Source organism: Bacillus sp. X1(2014) (assembly GCF_007678255.1).
In genome coordinates this window covers 150,847-174,094 of the sequence record NZ_VEED01000011.1, presented here as the reverse complement: position 1 = coordinate 174,094, position 23,248 = coordinate 150,847, and the positions used below count along the sequence as shown (strand labels likewise).

Annotated in this window: 19 protein-coding genes; 9 read left to right on the top strand and 10 right to left on the bottom strand. The window is 37.4% G+C overall.

The window, feature by feature from the left end; all coding sequences use genetic code 11:
- Nucleotides 1–4 precede the first annotated feature (4 nt).
- Complete coding sequence (locus tag FS608_RS19675; RefSeq protein ID WP_144554192.1) at nt 5–1,786, top strand: hypothetical protein; 1,782 nt, start codon at nt 5–7, stop codon at nt 1,784–1,786.
- Nucleotides 1,787–1,847: 61 nt separating this feature from the next.
- Here the strand turns inward: FS608_RS19675 and FS608_RS19670 are convergent, their stop codons facing one another.
- On the bottom strand, nt 1,848–2,147 hold the full coding sequence (locus FS608_RS19670; protein WP_144554190.1) for a DUF4359 domain-containing protein: 300 nt from the start codon (nt 2,145–2,147) through the stop codon (nt 1,848–1,850).
- Between the two features lie 318 nt (nt 2,148–2,465).
- Between FS608_RS19670 and FS608_RS19665 the strand changes: the two genes are divergently transcribed.
- The gene (locus tag FS608_RS19665) at nt 2,466–3,392 is read left to right on the top strand and encodes a CPBP family intramembrane glutamic endopeptidase (protein ID WP_186328824.1); all 927 of its coding nucleotides are present in this window, start codon (nt 2,466–2,468) and stop codon (nt 3,390–3,392) included.
- A 42-nt stretch (nt 3,393–3,434) separates the two neighbouring features.
- Here FS608_RS19665 and FS608_RS19660 read toward each other — a convergent pair whose 3' ends face one another.
- Nucleotides 3,435–4,046, bottom strand: a complete 612-nt coding sequence (locus FS608_RS19660; protein WP_144554185.1) for a hypothetical protein — start codon at nt 4,044–4,046, stop codon at nt 3,435–3,437.
- Between the two features lie 382 nt (nt 4,047–4,428).
- Here FS608_RS19660 and FS608_RS19655 point away from each other — a divergent pair, with 382 nt between their 5' ends.
- Nucleotides 4,429–5,850, top strand: a complete 1,422-nt coding sequence (locus tag FS608_RS19655; RefSeq protein WP_144554183.1) for an Ig-like domain-containing protein — start codon at nt 4,429–4,431, stop codon at nt 5,848–5,850.
- A 137-nt stretch (nt 5,851–5,987) separates the two neighbouring features.
- Here the strand turns inward: FS608_RS19655 and FS608_RS19650 are convergent, their stop codons facing one another.
- Nucleotides 5,988–6,560, bottom strand: coding sequence for a 3D domain-containing protein (locus FS608_RS19650; RefSeq protein WP_144554181.1), 573 nt, complete (start codon nt 6,558–6,560; stop codon nt 5,988–5,990).
- 321 nt (nt 6,561–6,881) lie between these two features.
- Between FS608_RS19650 and FS608_RS19645 the strand changes: the two genes are divergently transcribed.
- Together FS608_RS19645 and FS608_RS19640 are read left to right on the top strand one after the other, a co-directional pair.
- Nucleotides 6,882–7,397: a hypothetical protein gene (locus FS608_RS19645; RefSeq protein ID WP_144554179.1), complete on the top strand. Its 516-nt coding sequence runs from the start codon at nt 6,882–6,884 to the stop codon at nt 7,395–7,397.
- 173 nt (nt 7,398–7,570) lie between these two features.
- Complete coding sequence (locus FS608_RS19640; RefSeq protein ID WP_144554177.1) at nt 7,571–10,573, top strand: S8 family serine peptidase; 3,003 nt, start codon at nt 7,571–7,573, stop codon at nt 10,571–10,573.
- 45 nt (nt 10,574–10,618) lie between these two features.
- Here the strand turns inward: FS608_RS19640 and tagU are convergent, their stop codons facing one another.
- Nucleotides 10,619–11,551: a polyisoprenyl-teichoic acid--peptidoglycan teichoic acid transferase TagU gene (gene tagU / locus FS608_RS19635; RefSeq protein ID WP_144554175.1), complete on the bottom strand. Its 933-nt coding sequence runs from the start codon at nt 11,549–11,551 to the stop codon at nt 10,619–10,621.
- 293 nt (nt 11,552–11,844) lie between these two features.
- Here tagU and FS608_RS19630 point away from each other — a divergent pair, with 293 nt between their 5' ends.
- Entirely contained in the window at nt 11,845–16,674 is a 4,830-nt protein-coding gene (locus FS608_RS19630; RefSeq protein WP_483861892.1) for a bifunctional 2',3'-cyclic-nucleotide 2'-phosphodiesterase/3'-nucleotidase, read from the top strand.
- Nucleotides 16,675–16,717: 43 nt separating this feature from the next.
- Here FS608_RS19630 and FS608_RS19625 read toward each other — a convergent pair whose 3' ends face one another.
- From FS608_RS19625 to FS608_RS31360, 3 genes are read right to left on the bottom strand one after another with little or no spacing between them, the layout of a single operon-like run.
- The gene (locus tag FS608_RS19625; RefSeq protein WP_144554170.1) at nt 16,718–16,921 is read right to left on the bottom strand and encodes a hypothetical protein; all 204 of its coding nucleotides are present in this window, start codon (nt 16,919–16,921) and stop codon (nt 16,718–16,720) included.
- A 59-nt stretch (nt 16,922–16,980) separates the two neighbouring features.
- A complete protein-coding gene (locus FS608_RS31800) occupies nt 16,981–17,109 on the bottom strand; it encodes a hypothetical protein (protein ID WP_395947795.1) in 129 nt (42 codons plus the stop codon).
- 23 nt (nt 17,110–17,132) lie between these two features.
- Nucleotides 17,133–17,258 carry a hypothetical protein gene (locus FS608_RS31360; protein ID WP_260871746.1) on the bottom strand — a complete coding sequence of 42 codons (126 nt, stop codon included), beginning with the start codon at nt 17,256–17,258 and terminating at the stop codon, nt 17,133–17,135.
- Nucleotides 17,259–17,644: 386 nt separating this feature from the next.
- Here FS608_RS31360 and FS608_RS19615 point away from each other — a divergent pair, with 386 nt between their 5' ends.
- Both FS608_RS19615 and FS608_RS19610 read left to right on the top strand, forming a co-directional pair.
- Nucleotides 17,645–18,862 (top strand): serine hydrolase, encoded by a 1,218-nt coding sequence (locus FS608_RS19615; RefSeq protein WP_222127382.1) that lies wholly within the window; start codon nt 17,645–17,647, stop codon nt 18,860–18,862.
- 73 nt (nt 18,863–18,935) lie between these two features.
- Nucleotides 18,936–19,886: a C39 family peptidase gene (locus FS608_RS19610; RefSeq protein WP_144554166.1), complete on the top strand. Its 951-nt coding sequence runs from the start codon at nt 18,936–18,938 to the stop codon at nt 19,884–19,886.
- Here FS608_RS19610 and FS608_RS30875 read toward each other — a convergent pair.
- Together FS608_RS30875 and FS608_RS19600 are read right to left on the bottom strand one after the other, a co-directional pair.
- Entirely contained in the window at nt 19,873–20,064 is a 192-nt protein-coding gene (locus FS608_RS30875; protein ID WP_260871745.1) for a hypothetical protein, read from the bottom strand. The two genes, FS608_RS19610 and FS608_RS30875, sit on opposite strands and share 14 nt — an antisense overlap.
- A 9-nt stretch (nt 20,065–20,073) precedes the next feature.
- On the bottom strand, nt 20,074–21,198 hold the full coding sequence (locus tag FS608_RS19600) for an acyltransferase family protein (RefSeq protein ID WP_144554164.1): 1,125 nt from the start codon (nt 21,196–21,198) through the stop codon (nt 20,074–20,076).
- A 172-nt stretch (nt 21,199–21,370) separates the two neighbouring features.
- Here FS608_RS19600 and FS608_RS19595 point away from each other — a divergent pair, with 172 nt between their 5' ends.
- The gene (locus FS608_RS19595; RefSeq protein ID WP_144554162.1) at nt 21,371–22,087 is read left to right on the top strand and encodes a polysaccharide deacetylase family protein; all 717 of its coding nucleotides are present in this window, start codon (nt 21,371–21,373) and stop codon (nt 22,085–22,087) included.
- 80 nt (nt 22,088–22,167) lie between these two features.
- Here FS608_RS19595 and FS608_RS19590 read toward each other — a convergent pair whose 3' ends face one another.
- Nucleotides 22,168–23,193 carry an acyltransferase gene (locus FS608_RS19590; RefSeq protein ID WP_144554160.1) on the bottom strand — a complete coding sequence of 342 codons (1,026 nt, stop codon included), beginning with the start codon at nt 23,191–23,193 and terminating at the stop codon, nt 22,168–22,170.
- Nucleotides 23,194–23,248: the final 55 nt, after the last annotated feature.

Here is a 23,248-nt window from a genome sequence, read left to right as displayed (position 1 = left end):
TATCATGTTTAAATTTACCGTTTATCGAAAAGTAAATATGTCCAGGAACTTCTTCCTGCTAGTCCTTGTTATTTTGATTGTACTTGTTAGCGCAAAAATCATCATGGCCCATCAAAAAATTGCCACCTACAATGAAGCAGTTCGATTATATAAGGCAGGTCAATTAGTAGCGGCAGAGGAAAAGTTTCATGAGGCCAAACTTAACGTTTCTGTCTCCTACCATAATAAAGACATCAATTTAATGCTATCGATTCTGTCACCGATTCGGGAAGTCATGGAAGATATCGATGAAAAAGCTGCAGAATATAATGAAGAAAACGACCTCGACAACATAATTTCGATGTATGAGCGCTGGCAGGAAAGTCAGAAAAAATGGGTGTCAGGCACCAGCGTCCAAAAGGATATGTATAGAGAAATGGCTGCACTGACGCAGTTGGATAAGGATATGAAGGGGTATTTTTCTACGATTAAGAAGTCGAATCTTGATAAATTAGAGGATAATGCTGTGAATGGTATTTCTGAAGAGGAGAGGATTTTCAACCTCCTCAATAAGATTCCAACCGAATACTACGGCAAGGGCTTAATCGCAAAAACAACTAAAATCCAAACTGCCTTCCAAAAGTATTACGAAGCGAAGATAAATAAAATGGCTGCAACCAAATCTGTTTCAGGGATTGTAGACGAGGGGAACAGACAATTCAGTGCACTCAGGGTATTGTCGATGGATTCTGACTGGCTTGAACAAGCACTTGATAAAAACCTGTTAAAGATTTTAACAGCTGCGATTGATAAAAAGGATTTTAGCGCATTTGCAGAATCAGCAAGTGCCATCAAAAAGTTAGAGGCAAACATGAACGGTACTGATGTATTTTCTTATATCGAGGAAGCAACTTCTGAGGTATTAGCCAAAGCGGAAAGTCTTACAGCTGCCAATAAATACAAGAATGCAATCAGTATATATGAAGCATTAAAACCGTTGGAGGATACAGCAGAATTAATTGTGAAGGCAAATCTTGCATGGGATAAATATGAACCTATTCGTGTCTTGGAGCGTTTATACCCTGAAAAAGAGTTTTCGACGATGGTGAAGGCAAGCAACAAGTGGGGGGCAGATAGCGTTGTTGCTGCAATCTCCACTGACGGCGGTATTTATTATGGAAGGTTAACGGGTGAAGAAGCGATGTCAGTAACAGAGGGATCGGTCGAAGGGGCTCCCGTCATCAATAAGCTCGTTATTCAAAGCAGTTTGAGTCCTTCTGATTATCCAGTTCTTTATATTGATGCAAAGTCATCAGAGCGGAAGCATCATTATTTGGCTTATGAAGTCCGATCTGGGTCAATGGTGAAAATCCTCGATGTGGAAGCCGATCAGTTAACGATTGGCCCAAATCATGTTTTAGTCGTCAATAATCCGGTTGGGGAGGGCGAGGGAGAGATTGCTTTTTTCGAACCTGATGGTAAGGGTCAATATCAGTTTACTGAAATTAAAATAGATTATGTTGATATTGAAGTCAAAGATATAGCAAACTATTTTGGAAAAAAAGTTCGCTTTACCGCCTTCGCTGATACCTTACAAAATGGCGGAGCGTTGGTTACCTTAACAGAAACCTTTAATGATAGCACAGGACAATGGGAGAAAACGTATGCGTTATTAAAGGGAGAGACCGATTTCATCGTCTATCAAAATTATACAGTCATTGGAATGTTTAATAGCTATGAAGATATTATCAACGAAAATGGCGAATCCGTCCGGGTACCAGTTTTTCAAGTGGAAGAAGTTGAATAAACGAAAAAAGACCAAACGAGGGAGTAAGTCCACAACATTTGGTCTCTTTTTATATTCTTTGTCATTCAGAACTTTTAATTGTAATAAATTTATTTAATATGCCAATTGAAGTAACTTTACCAAATCCTACTTCAGAAAAGTCAGTTTTGTAGATGGAGAATAAAAAATAGTCCTTCTGTGTGGTTCCTGCATCAAAAATGGATTCTCCTGCTAAGGATAAGACTCCTTTTTCGATCAGGCTCGAGGATTTATCCATGGTTTTGTGGTTAACCCAGTCAATATAGGCAGATCGTTTAGGATTTGTGGCTGATAAAAGATAGAGAACTGCGATTAAGATAATGATAGGAATAAGACGTTTCATTTAACAAGACTCCTAACTATTTAGATTAATCGATTGCTTGTACAATCATATGTACGCTTGACATTAAAAATCACAATAATTTTCTTAGCTTTGGAAAGATTATAGGGGTGAATATTAACTATTAATATGCTAAATTATTACTAATATAATTTTGAAAAAATGAGGGGATCATTTCGTGTCGAGAAAAGGGAAGTGGACGTTTTTCTGTTTCTTATTCCTGCTTTTTATGAATGCATTTGGAATTATTGCTGTAAAAATTTTAGGCAGGTAAGGGGGAAACAGATTTCTCCACGAAACTTTTAGGAGGGAATGATAGGGATGACAACAAATTTAACCAAACTGATTTCAAAAAAACTACTATTTGCCATGCTTATTGTCACATTTGGTGCGGAAATTCTCCTCTATCTCACCCGTTACAGCTCCTTGGCCAGTACATTATATGATGCGGTCATGGTATCCTCAATTTTTATCGGCTTGAAGCTTTATCCTAGACTAAGAGGTAAGCAGGCTCACTTAAAAAGCCCGCGCCAGTATATGCTTCAATTCACTGGAGCTTTTTTGCTCTTTTTTCTGGGAAGCACATTTGTTAATGTCTATTCTAGTCTCACCTTTGAAGATTTTAACGATGATTATAATCAATATGTTCAAGATTACACGGAGTCGCAAGTCTTTGAAGTGGATGAACCGGAAGTTCCTGCCTTTCAAGAGCAAAGGATTGGGGACCTTTTTGAAAAAATAGATTCGATTGGTACGGATATTTATAATGATCTATTGGCTGGCCTGGAAGAAGTTTGGCGGCTTGCTTATATGATTCTACTGCTTCTAGTTTTTAAAAAGGTGTTTCCACGGCGCTGGGAGAGGGGATCAAGGGATGTATTCCTTATGGCTGCATTGTTTATCACTTCTATTCTATTCGGGATTGACCATACGCTCGATACCGAACAGCCATTGGCGATTCGAATTGGGGCGATCGTAACCTTCGCCAATATGGGATTTTTGTTTGGAATAATTTTATTATGGACGCGGAACCTTTGGTTGACAGTTATTGTCCATGCAGTATATGACATAACGGCGACACTCTCATGGTACTATATCGATTATGCAGTGGAATATTTCACGTTGGGTATATTACTGGTACACGTGTGTCTTGTTATTTTTGAAAAAATACATCAAAAACCATCTTTGCAACAGATTGTGACAGTTGAGGAAGAGCAGTTGGAGGGCTTGTCGCAAAAGGTAGAATAAAAGGAAAGAGGCTCCCGGTAAATTACGGCGGCCTCTTTTCTTTTAATTTTTTAGAGAATAGGATTTGGAGTTTATCCAGTATTGAACGGTCCCATTTTCTTTTTGTTTATACTTTATTTTTCCCTGCTTAAAACCTTTGATTAAACTATCAGCAGCTAATTCCTGCTTCACACGGAGTTCGATTAAAGATTGACTTAATTGAATCTGGTCGGAATGTATGGGGCCTTTTAGATATTTCATCATGTCTAGACGGTGTTGGATTACAGCTATTAAATCCTGTTGGTGTTCTTGAAAGTTAGATGGTGTCTTTAGGTTCTTTACTTTAACTAAAAGATTTTCTTGTTCTGCTAAACTTTGAGCTAAATTACCAAGAGTACCATTCAAAAAGTTATTCAGTATTGTTTCACTTTGGTGGTTATAGTCATAAACTTTCGTTAAATAGGAGGTTATCCCTAGTTCCTTTTGAGTCCAAAAGTTTTTTAAAAAGAGTGAGCAAGTGACCATCAATAGGATGAATCCCGTTATTAATATGATTCTCTTTTTAGATGAGTGTCTTTTACTAGGAGACACTGTTTTATCATTAGGATGGATAAAGGCTTTAAGTTGCAATTCTTCCAGTTCCTGCTTCACTTTTTGTTGGGCGGTAGTCAGCATCTTGCTGCCCTCCAATAATTCTAGGATAGTTTGAAACTATTACTATCCTACTACAAAGGGATACATAAAATCCATATTTTCTCCAATTTTTTCTAAATGTTTAATAAGAAGGGTGTCAGTCAATAAGAAAAATGCTGTTATTTCCCGAGAAATGACGAGATAACTGTAGTGGTAGCATCAAGATAACTCGAACTATGTAGCTATATTGGTCTGTGTAAAACACTTTTAATGGTTCTTTTTGTCGACATATGATTTGAGAAATTTGTAATAAATTGCCGAAATAAATATAAGGTTTATCTGTTTCTATTAAAACATTAATTATGGTATTGTAGTAATATTGTAATATTGTAGTAATAAATGGAAATTACAGGGGGGTTCATTTGTGGTTAGACGTTTTCTAATTGGATTTATTATTTTATGCTTAGGGTTTTCGATTTTTCCGAATGCACAACAGGCTGAGGCTAGCACTATATCAAAGAAACAATTAATTATTATAAACAAAAAGATTAATAAACTAGCATTTTATGAGAATGGTAAATTAGTAAAAACATACAATGTTGCAACAGGCAGAACATCTAAACTTACACCTGAAGGAACTTTTTACATAAGGGAAAAGATTAAAAATAGACCTTATTATAAACATAATATTCCTGGCGGCGATCCTCGCAATCCACTTGGAAAACGCTGGTTGGGGTTAAGTAAACAAGAAAACGGCGGCTATCCGTATGCAATTCACGGGAATAGTGATGAAAGTTCGATTGGGAAATATATCTCGGGTGGATGTATCCGAATGCATAATAAAGAGGTAGTTGAATTATACAGCAAGGTAAAGATCGGGGCGAAAGTGGTCATTACTAGATCAAGTAAGACCTTTAATCAACTAGCAGCTCCATACTACAAAAATATCGATATCAAAGCTCCAACTTTCCCAACCGTTAGTACTGTTTCAGACAAATCAAAAGAAGTGTCTGGCGTAACAGAAAAGGGAGCAACTGTAACAGTTAAAATTGGCTCAAAAAAATACACAAAAAAAGCAGATTCAAAAGGGAAATTTAAAGTAACGATTCCGAAACAGAAGGCTGGCAAAAAACTATATTTATCAGCCAAGGATAAATCGGGGAACATCAGTAAAACGAAAACAGTGGTTGTAAAGGACAAAACTGCTCCAATCGTAAGCGGAGTCACCAATAACGCTAAATACAACCGGGATGTTACGGTCTCCTTTAAAGAAGGTAAAGCGACAATCGATCGTAGGGCAGTGAAAACAAAAACAGTTGTTAAAACAGAAGGTAAGCATACAGTTGTGTTAACTGATGCGGCCGGCAACAAAACTACCGTCGTGTTTACCATTGATAAAACCGCTCCAGTGGTTTCAGGTGTCAGCAATAATGCTCTCTATAACAAAGATGTCACCATCTCCTTTAATGAAGGAACCGCGACACTAGATGGAAAAGCAGTTAGAACTAAAACAGTGGTTAAAACAGACGGAAAGCACACATTAGTGGTAAAAGATGCGGTTGGCAATAAGCGCACCGTGGTGTTTACAATTGATAAAAAAGCACCAGTAGCACCAAATGTAATCACTGTTCCTGATAACACTACAACGGAAATCACTGGGACAGCGGAAGCAAAGTCAACTATTACGATTAAAGTAGGTACCACTGTAATAGGAACTGGAATTGCTGATCAATATGGGAAATTCAAAGTTGTTATTAAACCTCAATTAAGCAATACTAGTTTAATCATAACTTCGACAGATGCTGCAAAAAATATAAGTGCAGAAATGATTGTTACAGTTAAATAAATGTAAAAGCCAGCACCTAATCAATCATGATAGGGTGCTGTTTTTTATAAGTTTTGTAGAAGTAATGTAAAAATAACCTATCAACTTAAATCAAAAAAGTCCCAAGAGAATAAATTCCCTTGGGACTTAGTTTTTAATTATTTTAGTATTTGAACCTTCACTGTTTTTCTTCCCCATTGAATGGCTTTCTTATAAGAAGGAACGAAGATATCAATCTTTTTCCCTTTAATCGCACCGCCAGTGTCACCGGCGATCGCGTAGCCATATCCTTCAACATAAACCTTTGTACCAAGCTTGATGACTTTTGGGTCAACAGAGATTACTTTAAGTTTTGGATTTTTCTTTAGGTTTAAACCTAAAGCCGTGATACCAGAACAATTCTTACAATTTGCTGTATAGGCAGTAGCGCTAACAGTAATTGTTTTTACAACTTTTTGCTTCTTTGAGCTCGTTGTAGTAGTTTTTGCTTTCTTAACAGGTTTACTAGCCGTCGTGCCAGATATCTTTAACTTTTGATTTGGGTGAATTGTATTTGATTTAAGGTTATTCCATTTTTTTAATGTATTTACCGAGATTTTATATGTTTTTGCAATACGATAAAGTGAATCGCCACTCTTAACTTTATATGTATTGGATGCTGCTGATGCGCCGTGATTACTTCCAAATAATATCATACCTGCCAAACCAAACATGACGAGGAATTTCTTCATAAACTAAAACCCCTTTCTACTGTTATATAAAAGTTACCACAATAATATTACATAAATATTTCAATAGCTTACTAGTTTCATGACAATTCCGTTATAATAAGGTGTCATTCAGTTTTTTATAGGGTGTCAGGCACCACTCGTGGACAAAACTACTATTATGTCCACGAGTGGTGGACGATTGTGTATTTTGGAATTATTTTACAATACTTAAAGAATAAATTTACAAGTTTTTAATAGAAGGTTTGAAGGTTTCCGAGTATTTTAATCAATTCCTGAATATAGTATAATATTATAAAAATGGTATTTTTTGGGGGTTAGGATATGGGTAAATTGATTCGAATTACATTAATAGTGATGGCTTTTGTTCTTTTGTTTGCAACAGTAAAGCCAAACACTACATCCGCTAGTACGTATGTCAATAAGGAATTTGCTGCGCTAGCTAAGAAAGGAAAGTTAAAAGGGGTATATGGGAATGTTAACTTGACCTACAAAACACTTAAAAAGAAACAAAAAGGGAAGGTAAGCCAGTCTGAAGCATATCTTTTCTATAGTACAAAAAATGCAGCTTACGGTTTCTTTTATGGAAGTTCCTACACCAAAATTACATCAGGGCAAAAGGTTGTTTTGATTGATAAATGGGTTTCTACCAAAGTGACAGCTAGTCAAATGAGAAAGTACTTTGGAAAACCAGTTGCATGGCATACATACAAAGCTGGTAAATATTATATCCGCTATATTAATAGAGGAAAGGGGAAAGTTGAATTTCATCTCGGCACAAAATCTGGACTAAATGCTTATAATACTTCTGATGAAGATGGAACTTTAACAATTAAATAATCAAAAAAAGTTTATTAAATTTTACCCCTATAGAGGAAATCAGCAAATCGCCGATTTCCTCTTTTCAGATTAAATAATATTACTTTCAATGCACCCTAATCTACCTACAAAATGATAGAATAGATTAATAAAATAGAATGACATTTTACGAGAAATATAATGGGGGATAACTAGTGAAATTTATTTACTCACTGAGCTTGATGGTGCTCAGCTTACTTTTTATGTCTTCGGATGCAAGTGCCGATGGGATCAATGCCCATCCAAAGAAAATTGATCCAGATGCCTTGTTTAAGGAGAAGGCGGAATATATTGCCGAAGAGCTAATCGTCAAATTTGCGCCCGATACAACACAAACAGCACGCGAGGACTTGCTTAAACAAGTAGATATAAGAGAAGAAACTCCGTTAGATGGCAAGGATTTCTCCTTAGTTAAAGTCACTCCCGGTGCGAATTTAGCCGCGATTGCGAAACAGTTATTAACGAATAAACAAGTGCTATTAGTAGAGCCAAACTACAAATACAAAAAGACATATGTATCCAAAGAGCCGAGCTATAGCCGGCAATGGTACCTTACTAAACTCCAACTGCCAAAAGCATGGGACAAAACAAAGGGGTCTTCGAAAATTTCCGTTGCAGTAATCGATGGCGGGGTTCAGAAGGATCACCCAGACCTAAAAGGAAAAATTGTCAGCCCCTATAATGCGGTAAATGGTTCTTCCAGTTATGATCCCGATGAACATGCTACACATGTAGCTGGCATTATCGCTGCAAGTTTTAATAAGTTTGGAATCGCTGGGATTGCTCCAGATGTAAAGATTATGCCAATTAACGTTTTTCAAGGAAATCAGGCAAGTGCGGATACAGTCATCCGAGCCATTTATTATGCCGTTGCCCACCACGCAGATGTTATCAATATGAGCCTCGGTGATGATAGTTATAGTTATTTACTAGAGTCTGCTACAAAATATGCTAAATCAAAAGGTGTCGTCCTCGTGGCTGCCGCCGGTAATTCTAGTACATTTTTTCCGATGTATCCTGCCGCATCTGAAGGTGTGTTGGGTGTAAGCGCAACTGATCGAAACGATCGAATTGCCAGCTTTTCAAACTATGGAAATTATATTGACCTTGCTGCTCCAGGGGTGGATATTTATTCATCGATAGCGGGAAGCACATATGCTTCTTATGACGGGACATCCATGGCTGCACCGATGGTATCAGGAATTGCTGCGCTCGTCCGGGCAAAGAACACATTTTTAAGTGCCAGCCAGGTTGAAACGATTCTTAAAAAGTCGACAATTGACCTCGGCAGCAAGGGATGGGATGAGGATTACGGGTATGGAAGAATTGATGCATATAAGGCTCTTTCTAATACACCTGCCCCAATATCCACCATCACGGCTCCGAAAACCTATACCATGACAGGGAAAAACAAAGCAGCATTTTCTTTTAAAACCACAAGTAAAACCAAAGTTTCTTTATCAATTAAAGATGCACACGGAAAAACGGTCAGGAAAATACTATCTAATAAAACCTCAACAGGAGCAAAAATATCCGTATCTTGGGATGGAACATCAACAAATAAAAAGTTTGTTTCGACGGGGTCCTATAAAGTAGAAGTGAAAATCAGCAAAGGTTCCGACAGCTTTTATAAAAGCACGGTGATGAAGGTGGTTAATCATACGAAACCAGCCATTTTGGTGTCAGGCACCTACTCCTACTCTCCGAATGTAAGTGGAAAGGTTACCATTCCTTATGAGTTGACACAAAAAGTGAAGGTATCTGCTATTGTGACGGATAAGTCTGGTAAAACGGTAAAGAAGATTCTTTCCAAAAAAACCATTGCAGCCGGAAAACATTCACTAGCATGGAATGGGAAAACAACCAAAGGGCGTCTAGTGAAGGATGGGACATACCAGGTCGTATGGTCATTTACAGATAGCCACAATAAAAAAGGAAAATCAAAAAAGGTTCAGATAAAAGTAGACAGTGTCCGGCCAACAGGGAAAATCACGCTTTCATCCACACTCTTTAAAATGAATACAAAAACTACTAACACCATAAAAGTGAATATAAAAGAAACCAGTTATATGGTCGTTTCTGTCGTCAATGAAAAAGGGACCATCATTAAGAAATTGATTAACAAAAAAGCCAACCCTGGTACAATCACCGCCAGTTGGAATGGGAAAAATGATAAAAATCAACTGGTACCTGAAGGGAATTATCGGTACTTCGTTCAGTTAAAGGATTTGGCTGGGAATTTAACTAAGATGAACAGCGCTTCGCTGATCTTGCAGGACTGGCGTGTGCCTTCTATTGCGACGGGGAAAGATTATTATTTAAAAACAAAAGGAACCATAACCATCGGCTATACCTTAAACAAGCCTGGAAAGGTGACAATTGGAATTTATCAAAACGGTAAACGCCTGTCTACTATTAAAACAGATGCAGCCGAATTAGCGGGGCAGCACTCGTTTACATGGAATGGGACGGATGATACCAACAACCAGCTTAACGATGGTCTATATCAGTTTAAAATTAAAGTCGTTGATAAGTATAATATCACTCAAATCTACTCGGGAAATGTCCATGTCGCGCTTAATAAAATCGAAATAAGTTATCCTGCTGTCGTCATGTTCTATCCAGGTGAAGGCAGTGAGGTACATTACAAACTATCACGGGCAGCAAATGTAACAATTGAAATTTATAATCAATCGAATCAAAAGATTAAAACCATTGAACAAGATAAAACGGTAAATGAAGGCAGCCAATATTTTAGCTGGCTTAGCGGCGATGAAAAGGATGACACTTATTATTATGTCATCACCGCTAAGAATGCCTTCGGGCAAAAGTCTGTTAAAGGGAAAATGACTTCAATAGGTAACCCAGCATGGTTAGTTTCACATAGTTTTGGCTTTCACTTAGCTTCCGATCAAATTTATAACGATCAATTACAGCTGAAAATAAACACTTCGCAGCAGATTACGGCTACCGTTCATGTGTATAACTATGAAGGCAGTTCGCAAGTTGCGCAAAAGCAATATACGGTGAAGTCTGGTTCGAATACGATTGTCTATACCAAGCCTTCGAAATCTTCTTGGTATTACTATTTGATCGAATATCGCGATTCATTAGGAAATGAATATTGGTATGAGATAAATGAGTTAATTACTAAATAAGTTAAAAAACCCTCGGTCTAAAATCATAGACCGAGGGTTTTTAACTTAATTAGTTTCCAATTGTGTTTTCAATTCTGTTTGAATTCGTTGTTTTTCGTTATCCGGAACAACGTAATAATAAATTCCATTGATTTTTGTCCCTTTACCTTTTATGGTCATTTGATCGACGTTACCCGCCGCACTTCTGTAATTCTTCTGAATGTCCATCATTTGATCAAAGGTTAGGTTCGTTCTAACGTTACTGCCAAGTGCTGCAAAAATATCCTGATATTTTGTAAGTGAAGAGAGACTTGCTCCCTCACTTAAGACACCTTGAATAATTTCACGTTGACGTAATTGTCTTCCAAAATCGCCGCGAGGATCCTCATGGCGCATACGAGTAAAGGCTAATGCCTTTTTGCCATCCAAAGTCACCTGACCCTTTGGAAAATGGTAACCACCTTGAGAAAAATCTAAATCATTGTCAACGGTTATACCGCCAACCGCATCAACGATATCTTTAAAACCTTCCATGTTGACCTTTACGAAATAATCTATTGGGATGTCCAAAAAGTTTTCCACAGTGTTCATCGCCATTTCCTCATTACCAAAAGCGTAGGCATGGTTAATTTTATCCTGCGTTCCTTTACCTACAATTTCAGTGCGTGTATCACGCGGGATACTAAGCATCTTTACAGAATTCAATTTAGGGTTGACAGAAAGTACAATTATTGTATCTGAACGGCCTTTATCACCTTTACGCTGGTCCACGCCCAAGAGTAATACAGAAAAAGGTTGTTTGTTTTGTAATGATACTTCTTCAACACGTTTGTCTGATTTAACTCGATCAATTGGATGATGCATTGTTTCTACTGCAGTCGTTAATGATCTATATACTGAATAGGCATAAGCCCCAATTCCAATTATTAGAACTAATAAAACTATTCCAGTAACGCGGAGCCATGTATTCTTTTTCTTTGTTTTCTTCTCAGCTCTCATCTATTTTTCCTCCAAAACGAAATTTTAAACCATATAATAGATTAGCAGATTTTATCGAAATTTAATACATTTATTTGAAAAACTTACATATTTTTAGCTGGATTTTCTGGTAAAAATTTTTTCCTATACTTCATTTAACAAATTTCTCGAAATGGAAAAAATTTTTTATATTATTTGATAAATTTTTTAACAAATACCTATTATTCTTTTGAAAAAATTAGTAGAATAGTCATGCAATACTATTTATTTTGTCGAAGGGCGGAAAAAGTGTGAAGAGACAGATAAAAAGAAGCATGAAAAGACGAATGCTTAATACTTCTCTAGCAACAGCATTAGCGCTTACTACTGTTCCATTGAATATTTTCCCACAGGCTGCAAAAGCTGAAGGAACAGGGAATACGGCTACACTACGAATCTTGGAAACTACGGACCTGCATTCTAATGTATTGCCGTACGATTATTTCAAAGATGCACCTGTAACAAATTATGGTTTAGCAAAAACAGCAACATTAATCAAACAAGCTAGATCTGAAGTAGACAACTCTATGCTATTTGACGCAGGTGATACGATTCAAGGAAATCCACTTGCAAGTTATGTAGCAAAAGTAAATAAACTTGGACCAAATGATACTCATCCTATTTATAAGGCAATGAACTATTTAAAATATGATGCAGGTATTGTTGGGAACCATGAATTCAACTATGGATTAGCCTATTTAAAAGATGTTCAGGAAGAAGTTCAGTTTCCAATTGTAAACGCTAACATTTATAAAGATGACCATGATACTAACCCTGATAATGATGTTAACTACTTTACACCATACCAAATTATTAATAAAACGATTAAGGACAGCGCTGGTAATGTGTCCACAATTAAGGTCGGGGTGATCGGCTTTGCACCACCGCAAATCATGCAGTGGGATAAAGATAACTTAACTGGGAATGTCATTACAAAAGATATTGTTGCCCAAGCGAATAAATTTATCCCTCAGATGAAAGCGGAAGGTGCAGATGTCATTGTTGCCGTTGCACACTCAGGCTGTGATATTGCTGCAGAAGGTCAAGAAGCAGCGGAAAATGCTGTTTATGATTTAACAAAGGTACCTGGCATTGATGCAATGCTTTTCGGACATGCACACGTAAACTTCCCTGGAGATGCATCATTTACAGGCAAGGATGGAATTGATAACACTAAAGGTACTATCAATGGAGTTCAAGCGGTTGAAGCTGGCTTCTGGGGAAATAACCTAGGTGTCCTTGACCTAGCACTTGTACAAGATGCAAATGGCAAGTGGACTGTTGATAAGGCTAATTCTAAATCGGTTAACCGTCCAGTTTCTGCTGATACTGCATCAGACGCGACAATTGTTAGTGATGCACAGGCTGTTCATGACCAAACACTTGCCTATGTACGTGGAAAAATTGGTACGACAGAGATTCCAATGCATAGCTTCTTTACCCGTGTCATGGATGACGCTTCCACACAAATTGTTAACGCAGCGCAAATGGATTATGTGAAAAAGGCGATTGCGAACACAGAATATAAGGATTATCCAGTCCTTGCAGCAGCAGCTCCATTTAAAGGCGGCCGCGGCGGCGTAGCCGATTATACAAACATTGCTAAAGGCGATGTTACTATTAAGAGTGCAGCGGACTTATACTTATTCGATAACACATTAAAGGCTCTTGAAGTTACAGGCGATCAAGTAAAGAGATGGATTGAAGAGTCAGCGAAACAATTCAATACAATTGACCCGAATAATGCAGAACCGCAAGATTTACTTGATTACGATTTCCGCCCTTACAATTATGATGTCATTGATGGTGTGAAATACGACATTGATGTGACGAAGCCAAAAGGTGAGCGCGTTGTGAACCTCAGAATGATGGATGGAACTCCTGTTAAGATGGACCAAAAATTCATCATTGCAACAAATAACTATCGTGCTGGCGGAAGCGGCGGTCTAGCGGAATTGAAGAATTTAAAACCTGTTGTGGATTCTCCATTCGAAAACCGTCAAATCCTTATGGATTATATCAGTGCAAAAGGTAACATCAGTCCTGTTGCAGATAACAACTGGAAGATTGCACCGATTGGCGGAGTAGCAAAGGTTGTCTTCCACTCTGCTCCGGATGCTAAGGCATACCTTGGACAACAGCCAGAGGTAACTGACCTGGGTGCATCAACAACTAAAGCAGGATACGAACTTTACGAATTAAACCAAAATGTACATGTTCAATTATTAGGAATCAATGACTTCCATGGTCAATTAGATTATTCAACCACAGATAAGGCAACAGGAAAGGTTATGGGTGGTATTGAATACCTAGCTGCCTATCTAAAACAAAGAGAAGCAACAAATCCTGCTAACACGTTAATGTTACAAGCGGGAGACTTAGTAGGTGCAAGCCGTCCGGTTTCTGCGCTTTTACAAGATGAGCCAACAATTCGTTTCATGAACGAAATTGGTATTGATGTTGGTACAATCGGTAACCATGAATTTGATGAAGGCGTAGCAGAAATGAAACGTTTAATCAATGGTGGTGCTCATCCTAAAACAGAAACGAAATATGGTGCATTTGAAGGTGCCAATTTTGATTATGTAGTAGCCAACGTTGAGGATGAAAAAACGGGTGAATTAATTTTACCACCATATGCCATTAAAGAGGTTGATGGCGTTAAGATTGGTTTCATCGGTGTTGTTACCACTGAAACACCAAGTATCGTAACTGCAAGCGGTGTGGCAGGTGTAAAATTCACTGACGAAGTCGAAGCAATCAATAAATATGCGGCTGAGTTAAAAGGACAAGGTGTAGAATCTATTGTAGTTCTTGCCCATGATCCTGGTACATCAGCAACAAATGGAACGAATCCAACAGGTAAAGTTGTCGACATGGCTAGTGCCATTGATGATGAAGTTGACGTAATCTATGGTGCTCATGACCATAAATACTTAAACTCGACTGTTGATGGAAAATTATTAGTTCAATCTTATTCCTATGGTACAGCATTCTCTGATGTTGACCTTACAATTGACCCAGTAACGAAAGATATTGTTTCAAAAACAGCTGAAGTAGCATCAACGTTCAGAGACGACATTACACCTGATGCAAAAATTAAGGCAGAACTCGACAAGTATCAAGCAGATATTGCTCCACAAACACAACAAGTTGTAGGAACTGTAACTGCACCTATTTCACGTACGCAAAACAAAGCAGGCGAAGCTCCAATGGGTAACCTAATTGCCGACAGTATGCGTGCTAAAACTGGTACTCAGTTTGCATTTATGAATATCGGTGGCGTTCGTGATGAAATCAAAAAGGCTGGAGACGTTACTTGGGGTGACTTATTCGCCGTTCAACCATTTGGTAATGATGTAGTTAGCTTAAAGATTACTGGAGATCAAGTAAGAACATTAATCAATCAACAATTCCAAGCAGACCGTTACCGGATTATGCAAATTTCTGGCTTAAAATACACTTGGTCTGATAAATTGCCACTTGGACAAAAAGTTGTAGACATCTTCCTTCCAGATGGTTCTAAAATTGACCCAGCTGCAGAGTATACTGTATCAGTAAATAACTTTATGGCTGATGGCGGAGATGGATTCACAATCCTTAAACAAGGTAAAGAACGTAAGGTTTGGACAACTGACTTAGATGCCTTAGTTGACTATGTTAAATCAATTGAAGGTCCAATCACTGCAGGTATTGAAGGAAGAATTATCCTTGATGAACAAGTTACTGCTGATATAAATGAAGTAACAGATCAATCAACAGCTGTCACTGGTAAAACTGAAGCAGGTGCAACTGTTGCAGTAACTGCAGGTGAGGTTAGTAAAACAACTACTGCTGCTGAAGATGGAAGCTTCTCTGTAGACATTCCAGTTCAAAAAGCAGGAACTGAAGTTGTCGTTACTATTACCGATAAAGCACTTAACATAAAAGAAGTTCGCTTAGCGGTTAAAGATATAACTGATCCAAATGCTCCTGTTTTTGACCCAGTTACTAATATGTCTACTGAAATTAAAGGTCATGGTGCAGAACCAGGAACACATGTCTATATTACAAATGGATTCAATTTGAAGGTACACTTAACAGCTGATGAAAACGGTAATTTCAGTGTTCCATTAATGGCACCACTTAAAGAAGGTACTCCGTTATTCGCATTCTCTGTTGATTTATCATTCAACTTAAGTCCAATTGGATCTACATTCGTTCTTGACGTGATTGCTCCGAATAAAGCTGTCGTAAATGCAGTAAGTAACAAAGATAAAGTGGTATCTGGAACTGCTGAAGCTGGTTCTACAGTTACTGTAACTAGTTGGAGAGGTGTTCTAGGCACCGCAAAGACCGATGTAAATGGTAAATTCTCGGTATCCATACCAGTTCAAACTGCAGGTACTGGTTTAATTGTAGTTGTGACTGATCCATCAGGTAATAAGAGTGAAACAACAAGAGTATTAGTTCTTGATAAAATCGCTCCAGTAGTTAGCGGTGTAGTTAATAATGGAATCTACAATAAGAATGTAGTTGTTAAATTTAACGAAGGAACTGCAACGTTAGATGGTAAAACTTTTAGAAGTGGAACACTCGTTGCAACTGAAGGAGTCCACACACTAGTAGTAACAGATGCTGCTGGTAACAAAACAACTGTGAAATTTACGATTGATAAAAAAGCTCCAGTCGTAACAGGCGTTGCTAACAACGGACTTTACAAAAAGGATGTAACCATATACTTTAATGAAGGTAAAGCTTTATTAAATGGAAGAGCTATTCCAACGAAAACAGTAGTGAAGACTGATGGAAGCTACACATTAGTGGTATTTGATGCTGCTGGAAACAAAACAACTGTCAAATTTGCAATTGATAAAAAAGCTCCAAGCACACCTTCTGTAGATAAAATAACGGTGAAAACTACCAAAATAACCGGTAAAGCAGAAGCCTATTCAAATGTCGTTGTTAAAGTGAGCGGCAAAGTGATTGGTTCTAAAACGACAGACAAATATGGCAAGTTCTCGGTCTCAATCAAAAAACAAAAAGCTGGCAAAGTGGTTGAAGTCGTAGCAATCGACAAAGCTGGCAATGTAAGTAAAACTGCTAAAGTAACAGTAAAGAAATAAGCAGCAAGAAAAATCCCTGAAAAAGTTTCAGGGATTTTTTATATTATGAAAAGATTCGTTCCACCAGCCAAATTGCTCCTAAAATAAATATTATCAATGAACCCATTTGGACAATCCTGCGCGAACTCTTTAGGTTATACAAGTAAGTAATGGCACTAGAAAAAAGAACAATTGCTAACTGCACCGCTTCAATACCCAGGTTAAAATTAACTAATGCAACAGCAAGATGAATTTTCGCTATTTCCATTTCCTTTAGGATACTAGCAAACCCAAGCCCATGAATCAAACTAAGAGAAATGTGATACCCTAGCGGTGTTTAATCTCCTTGTGGAAAATATTCTCTAAAGCCACGAAAAAATTACTAAAGGAGATCGTTGCTTCAACAAAACCAGAAGGTAACGTGTTCAAACCTAATACTGCATGGTTAAAGGTGATGCTGTGTGCCAGAGTAAAGGTCGTTACAATAGATATAAATTGTCCGAACCAGGCTGTGTTGCTTGATCATAACCTTGTTCTTGTTGTACCTCAGTTAAAAGGATCTTCCAAGTTCGTTCCTGCCCTTGTAATATTGTTAAGATTTCCAAACAAAAAGCAGGCAAAGTTCTTTCAGTCACTGCTCAGGATAAAGCAGGAAATACATGTGCAACAAAGAAAGTCACTGTAACTCCTTTAGTTACTATAGGTATTGTAAGGTTTACTATACATTTGATGGTCTAAGTTATACTGCTTATCTATACTAAGCAAGGCCTATGCACACGTAATTCATATAGATGAATTTACGTGTGCATTTTTATTCACTTCTATGGTAGTTCCATCTGTTTGAAATGAAAATCATTTTCTGAAAAGTATATAAAAATATGGATATTCTTGTTAAAATTAGTATATTGTTAGAATATTGTGAAGGATGGGGAAAGAGTTGAAGGCGGGACGTTTTTTACTAGGAATAATTATTGCTATTTTCGTATTTTCCATGATTATACCGAGCCAACAGGCTAGTGCTGCAGAATTAACAGCGCATCAGGATTTTTCTAAGAAGGTATCGGTTGAACTAAACAAGTACATAAAAAAATCTGGCGGTCTGGTTACGCTCCAGTATCAGGATTTGGTTACAGGGGAAACGTTTCAAATTAAAGGGAAGACCTCTAGCCGTGCGGCAAGTACGATTAAACTGCCGCTTGCACTCTATATTATGGAGCAAGTAGCTAAAGGCAAGATCAATTTAAATCAGAAGCTGAAATACAAGAGCTATCATTACTATGGCGGCAGTGGCGTCATTCAAAAAGCTAAGGTTGGGACGTCATACACGATTCGAGATTTGGTCAAAAAAGCGATGATTTATAGTGATAATATTGCCTTTATCATGTTAAAGGAACGAGTCGGACAACAAAATTTTATTAAATATATGAAAAGCGTTGGCGGCAAGTATGCCTATCCGAATGGGCAAAATTTAACTTCCGCAAAAGATTTAACGATTTATGCGAAAAGGCTCTATCAATTTTCTAATAAAAGCCCGCTAGGCAAAGAACTTGTCAGCTATCTGAAAAAGACCGTCTATAATACAACGATACCGCGCGGGATTAAGGGCACAGCTGTGGCCCACAAGGTAGGGATGATTCCAATGGATAGAATTTATAACGATGTGGCCATTGTGTACGACAAAAACCCTTACGTATTAGCGATTATGACAAGAGGTATTTCCTATGAGAAGTCACAAAAGGTGATTGCTGGTGTAGCGGCAATTGTTAATAAGAATCATAAAGCGAAGGCGTCAGCTCCATATTTTAAGAGTAAAGCAGATGTAACCATCTATCAAAATAACAGCAAATCAGCCGCGATTGGAACATTGAAAAAATACCAAACTCTGAAAATTATCTCTAGGAAGGGTACGTGGTTTGGAGTCAAATTTGGAAAGGGAACCGGTTATATTGAAAAGAAATCGGTGGTTGCCTTAAAGAAAGCAACGGTAAGCGGCTGGGCTGCCAATCTTCCCCAAATCGGTATCATTAAGATGAAGGAGAAAACACCTGTTGTCGACAAATCCACTTCAGGTAAGGTCATTGCCTATATTAATAAAAATCAAGATTACTATTTTTTCAAAAGGGATAAAGATTACTATGTTGTTGATATAGGTGGAAGAGTTGGATATGTCGCTAGTAAATATATTACCGATCTTAGTGTAAGCATGTAAGTTTATCGTCTTAGCTAGGGAGCATCCACCCCTAGCTTTTTTACATCATTCTAATAGGAAGGGTTGACAAGAGATGAAGAGAATCAAATGGATCGTATCTTTGTTTGTTTTGCTGCTATTGGCAGCAAATTCGGGTAAGGCAGAGGCAGCCATTGCGATTGATAAAACGCCGCCAAAAATGCCTACGATAAATAATCTGACCAATAAATCTTTTACGATTAAAGGGAAGGCAGAGGCAAATTCAATCGTATATGTAAAAAGGAACTCAAAATATTACTTAAAGAAAGCAGCAGATAAAAACGGGAATTATTCTTTTCCGATTCCACAGCAAAAAAAACAAACCGTCATCGAAGTATACGCTGTCGATCAGGCCAAAAATAAAAGTCTAGTGAGAAAAGTGATTGTTAAGTCACAGCCTAAGCTGAAAAAGCAGAAATTGAATGTGTCGGTCATTCGTCAAATGCCTGAGTTGCCGCGTGGGTGTGAAGTGACGAGTTTAGCGATGATGTTGAATTATTCTGGTACCAAAGCAAATAAAATGACACTCGCCAAACAAGTGAAAAAGGACCCAGCTACCATGAAACGAAAAAACGGTAAAATTTACTTTGGCCATCCCAATTATGGGTTTGTCGGCAACATGTATACCTTTAATAAACCAGGGTTAGGTGTTTTTAATAAGCCGATTGAAGCTTTAGCAGAACGATATAAACCGAATCGGATCAAAAACTTGACCGGTAAGCCATTTGAACCGATTTTAAGTTACGTAAGTGCTGGCCATCCGGTCTGGATTATTAATACGAGCTGGTTCAGCCGTGTTCCAAATTCGTATTGGCAAACATGGTATACCTCACATGGAACGGTTCGGATTACCTATAAAGAACATTCGGTTGTGATTACTGGTTATGATTCCAAATATGTTTATTTTAATGATCCATTAGATGGAACGAAGAATAAAAAGCGCCCGATCAAATCATTTGTTGAGGGATGGAAACAGTTTGGAAGTCAAGCGATTAGTTATTATTAGGCTTTGTTAAACTAGTCTGTTGATTTCCTCTCCAGGCGCTGCGCTTTCCGCGGGCGTCCGGGGAGCCTCCTCGTCGCTGCGCTCCTGCGGGGTCTCCCCTGCCCCGTCCTCCCGCAGGAGTCTTCGCGCCTTCCGATCCAATCAACAGAGTGGCAAAATCAACAATTGCTTTTAACACAGCCTATTATTATGACGTTCCCATCCTCGTTCTTTTGAAAAATGGAATATGAGCCAGACGGATTAGGAAGTTAATTCCGATTGAAACCATGATGGTTAAGATAAACACCCAAATCACGATTAGAGTGGAATAGTAAGGTGCAAAGCTCATTTCTTGAAAAAAGTAATAAATAAAAAAGGTATGTGTCAGCCAAATAATCGTTGAGTGTTTCCCTAATAGAAGAAATAACCTCTCTAGAATGGTGATATTTTGAACGAGCTTAACAAAAGAAAAGATTACGATGGGTGAAAGAATAAAATCTGAGTAGTTATAGATTCCAGCTATTTCAGGACCTCTGGTTTTAATAATAAATGGGTATGTGTATTGTCGTATATAAAAGCAGAGGACAAGCAGCAGTAAAAACACAATTTTATTATTTAAGTGAATTTTCGAGAAAAAAGTATTCATCTTTACAAATAACGAGTATTTGGAAAAGTAGATTCCGGTAATGAACATGATTTGCCACGTGAATAACGTACTTAGATGATTAATAGCAATTTGTGCTAGTTCCAGTGTAGGAAAAAAATCATCAACATGTTGAAAGAACGCTGCAAGAAACAGGCAAATAAATGAGAGGTAACTTGTCAGTACGGGCCATTTTTCAATCAATTTTATGATGAGCGGGAAAAACAGGACCAATTCAATATAAACAGATATGAACCACCACTCGCCATTATAGGTATGAATAAGGGCGAATAAATTATAAATAAAAAGTTTAGGATTCCACGCATACCTTACCGTATCATCAAAATATTTGAGCCCAATCGGAATGAAAATAAAAAAGACAAGCCAATAAATGGTGAAAAAGTTGATTGCTCTTATAAACCCCTGACGAAAGGTAAAATGTTTTTTTGATTCGAAGCTTTTATAAAGACCCAACCCACTTAAAAACAGGAAAATAGCCACACATAATTTTCCAAATTGACCAATGAGCTGGTCTAAGGGCAAGTTATCAACCATCATAATCGGTTTGTAATCGACAGCAGCAATACGGTTCGGAAAAGCAAATAAATGGTGATATACCATTAAAGTGATGGCAAGTCCCTTTGCAATCGCGGTCATATTTCTAGAAAAAATAAATGGTTTATCTTCCATATATCATTCACCTCAGGAAAACGATCTAATTTTATCCATAGGTTGTTTGGAATAATGCAGGATTATTCATCATTGAGGATTTTTCTTTTGCACGAGACTTAAGGAAAAGCGTCAATTGCATATCTTAGAATAGAAGATTTAGAGTTTTTTATTTTAGAGGGGGAAAAAAGATATGTTAAAAAAAACAACCACAGTCATTCTAGCGATGTTGCTGCTACTTAGTTCCTGCTTTTTTTCAACAAATAAAACATACGCAAACGAAAAAAAAGCTAGTAAGGTTGTTTATCTGACTTTTGATGATGGACCAAATAAATACACGCCTAGAATACTTGATATTTTGAAAAAGAAACAAGCGCATGCGACCTTTTTTATGATTGAAGGTAATATTAAACGGAATCCGAAAACCGTTAAGAGGATGATTAAAGAAGGAAATTATCCAGCATTACATAGTGTTTCCCACAGTGTTCAAAAATTATATCACGGCAGCTCTAAAAATGTTGCAGTTGAAATGGAAAAAACACGGCAAACTTTATTAAGAGTTTCAAAGTTTAATAGTTTGTTAACCCGCGCGCCTTATGGAAGCAAACCCTATATGAAGAAACCATTACGGGATGCATTAGCAAAAAAGGGCTTTAAGATGTGGGACTGGGACATTGATACACTTGATTGGAAATATAATCGAACAAGTCCCAAGACGATTACATCAAGAGTTAAATCAGGTCTCAAAGGTAAAAAAGGACCAATCGTAATCCTGTTCCATGATTCAAAAGGAACAGCCCAGCAGCTTCCAATTATTATTGATTACCTTCGCAAAGAAGGTTATACACTAGAAGTCTATAATCCGCAAAAACATATTGTGAAGAATTTTTGGAAAGACAAAAGATTGTAATCTTACCGGTAGAAGATATTTAAATTAGAAAACAATAGTTCAAACGAAAAAGGCTGCCATGTGCAGCCTTTTTGATGTGGTTAGGGTATAAGCTTATTTAGCAATGGAATCTTTTTAATGATATATACTACAAGCGTGCTTATTGTGAGGATCACGACAATATTAATTGGTACGGATATCAATGGGTGATTCTGATTACTATCAAGGTACAGTGAGTAATCCTTAAGTAAGTAGATAATTAACGCATGGACAAGATAGATTCCAAAACTATAGATGCTGAGTAAATTAAGCACTGGAGGAAGCGCCTTCCTTATATTCAGCGACTTCATTCCTAAAAAGATCGCCATGGAAACCAACACGACATTAGGCGCAAAGTTGGAATACCAGTACGTATCAAGTTGGCCATTGTTATTTTTTGTATACCAATGGGTTAAGACAAAGGTCAGCACGAACCCGATTAAACCTGCTATGTATATACTTCGGTTTGCTCTTTTTGTGAAATCATAATGATCAAGGTAATAGCCCAGCACAAAAAATCCAATACTTCCAGCGACATGGTTCAGTTCTAATTTATAGGTAAATCCGAAGAAATACCCTACAAATGCACTTATCACTGTTGCGATTCCCCATAACAGTAAAAAGTATTCAATTTCTACCCGTTTGGCATTTTTGATGAAAATTGCAAGAATAGGTGTAATCAAATATAGACCTAAAATCACATACATAAACCATAAATGGTAGTTAATTTGATCTGTTAATAAATAACGGAAAAAGTGAGGCACAGAAAACTCAAAGGTTCCCTTAGATACTTTGTATATATAATAAAAAATACTCCAAAAGACCAAAGGGACTAAAATTTTACTTGTCCTTTTCATCAAAAATCCTTTTATCTTTATTTCCTCTCGTTTACCCAACATGAGGGCACCGCTAATCATGAAAAAAATGGGAACGGCATAGCGTGAAAGTGTTTCATACAGATTTCCAGCCAGAAAAAAGCTAGAGTTATGCTTAAAAAGGTTAATTAAAACAACGCCAGCACTAACATGAATCATTACGACTGCAATAATGGCATAAACACGCAGCCAATCTAAGTAATACTTTCTCATATGTTGGTCCTTCTCCTTATGGTGTCTATCTACAGTATGTCCCCAATCATTTTAC

Coding starts and splice junctions, on each gene's coding strand:
- FS608_RS19675 (WP_144554192.1), top strand. CDS start 5: ATGTTTAAATTTACCGTTTATCGAAAAGTAAATATGTCCAGGAACTTC.
- FS608_RS19670 (WP_144554190.1), bottom strand. CDS start 2,147: ATGAAACGTCTTATTCCTATCATTATCTTAATCGCAGTTCTCTATCTT.
- FS608_RS19665 (WP_186328824.1), top strand. CDS start 2,466: ATGACAACAAATTTAACCAAACTGATTTCAAAAAAACTACTATTTGCC.
- FS608_RS19660 (WP_144554185.1), bottom strand. CDS start 4,046: ATGCTGACTACCGCCCAACAAAAAGTGAAGCAGGAACTGGAAGAATTG.
- FS608_RS19650 (WP_144554181.1), bottom strand. CDS start 6,560: ATGAAGAAATTCCTCGTCATGTTTGGTTTGGCAGGTATGATATTATTT.
- FS608_RS19645 (WP_144554179.1), top strand. CDS start 6,882: ATGGGTAAATTGATTCGAATTACATTAATAGTGATGGCTTTTGTTCTT.
- tagU (WP_144554175.1), bottom strand. CDS start 11,551: ATGAGAGCTGAGAAGAAAACAAAGAAAAAGAATACATGGCTCCGCGTT.
- FS608_RS19630 (WP_483861892.1), top strand. CDS start 11,845: ATGAAAAGACGAATGCTTAATACTTCTCTAGCAACAGCATTAGCGCTT.
- FS608_RS19625 (WP_144554170.1), bottom strand. CDS start 16,921: ATGGAAATAGCGAAAATTCATCTTGCTGTTGCATTAGTTAATTTTAAC.
- FS608_RS19615 (WP_222127382.1), top strand. CDS start 17,645: ATGATTATACCGAGCCAACAGGCTAGTGCTGCAGAATTAACAGCGCAT.
- FS608_RS19610 (WP_144554166.1), top strand. CDS start 18,936: ATGAAGAGAATCAAATGGATCGTATCTTTGTTTGTTTTGCTGCTATTG.
- FS608_RS19600 (WP_144554164.1), bottom strand. CDS start 21,198: ATGGAAGATAAACCATTTATTTTTTCTAGAAATATGACCGCGATTGCA.
- FS608_RS19595 (WP_144554162.1), top strand. CDS start 21,371: ATGTTAAAAAAAACAACCACAGTCATTCTAGCGATGTTGCTGCTACTT.
- FS608_RS19590 (WP_144554160.1), bottom strand. CDS start 23,193: ATGAGAAAGTATTACTTAGATTGGCTGCGTGTTTATGCCATTATTGCA.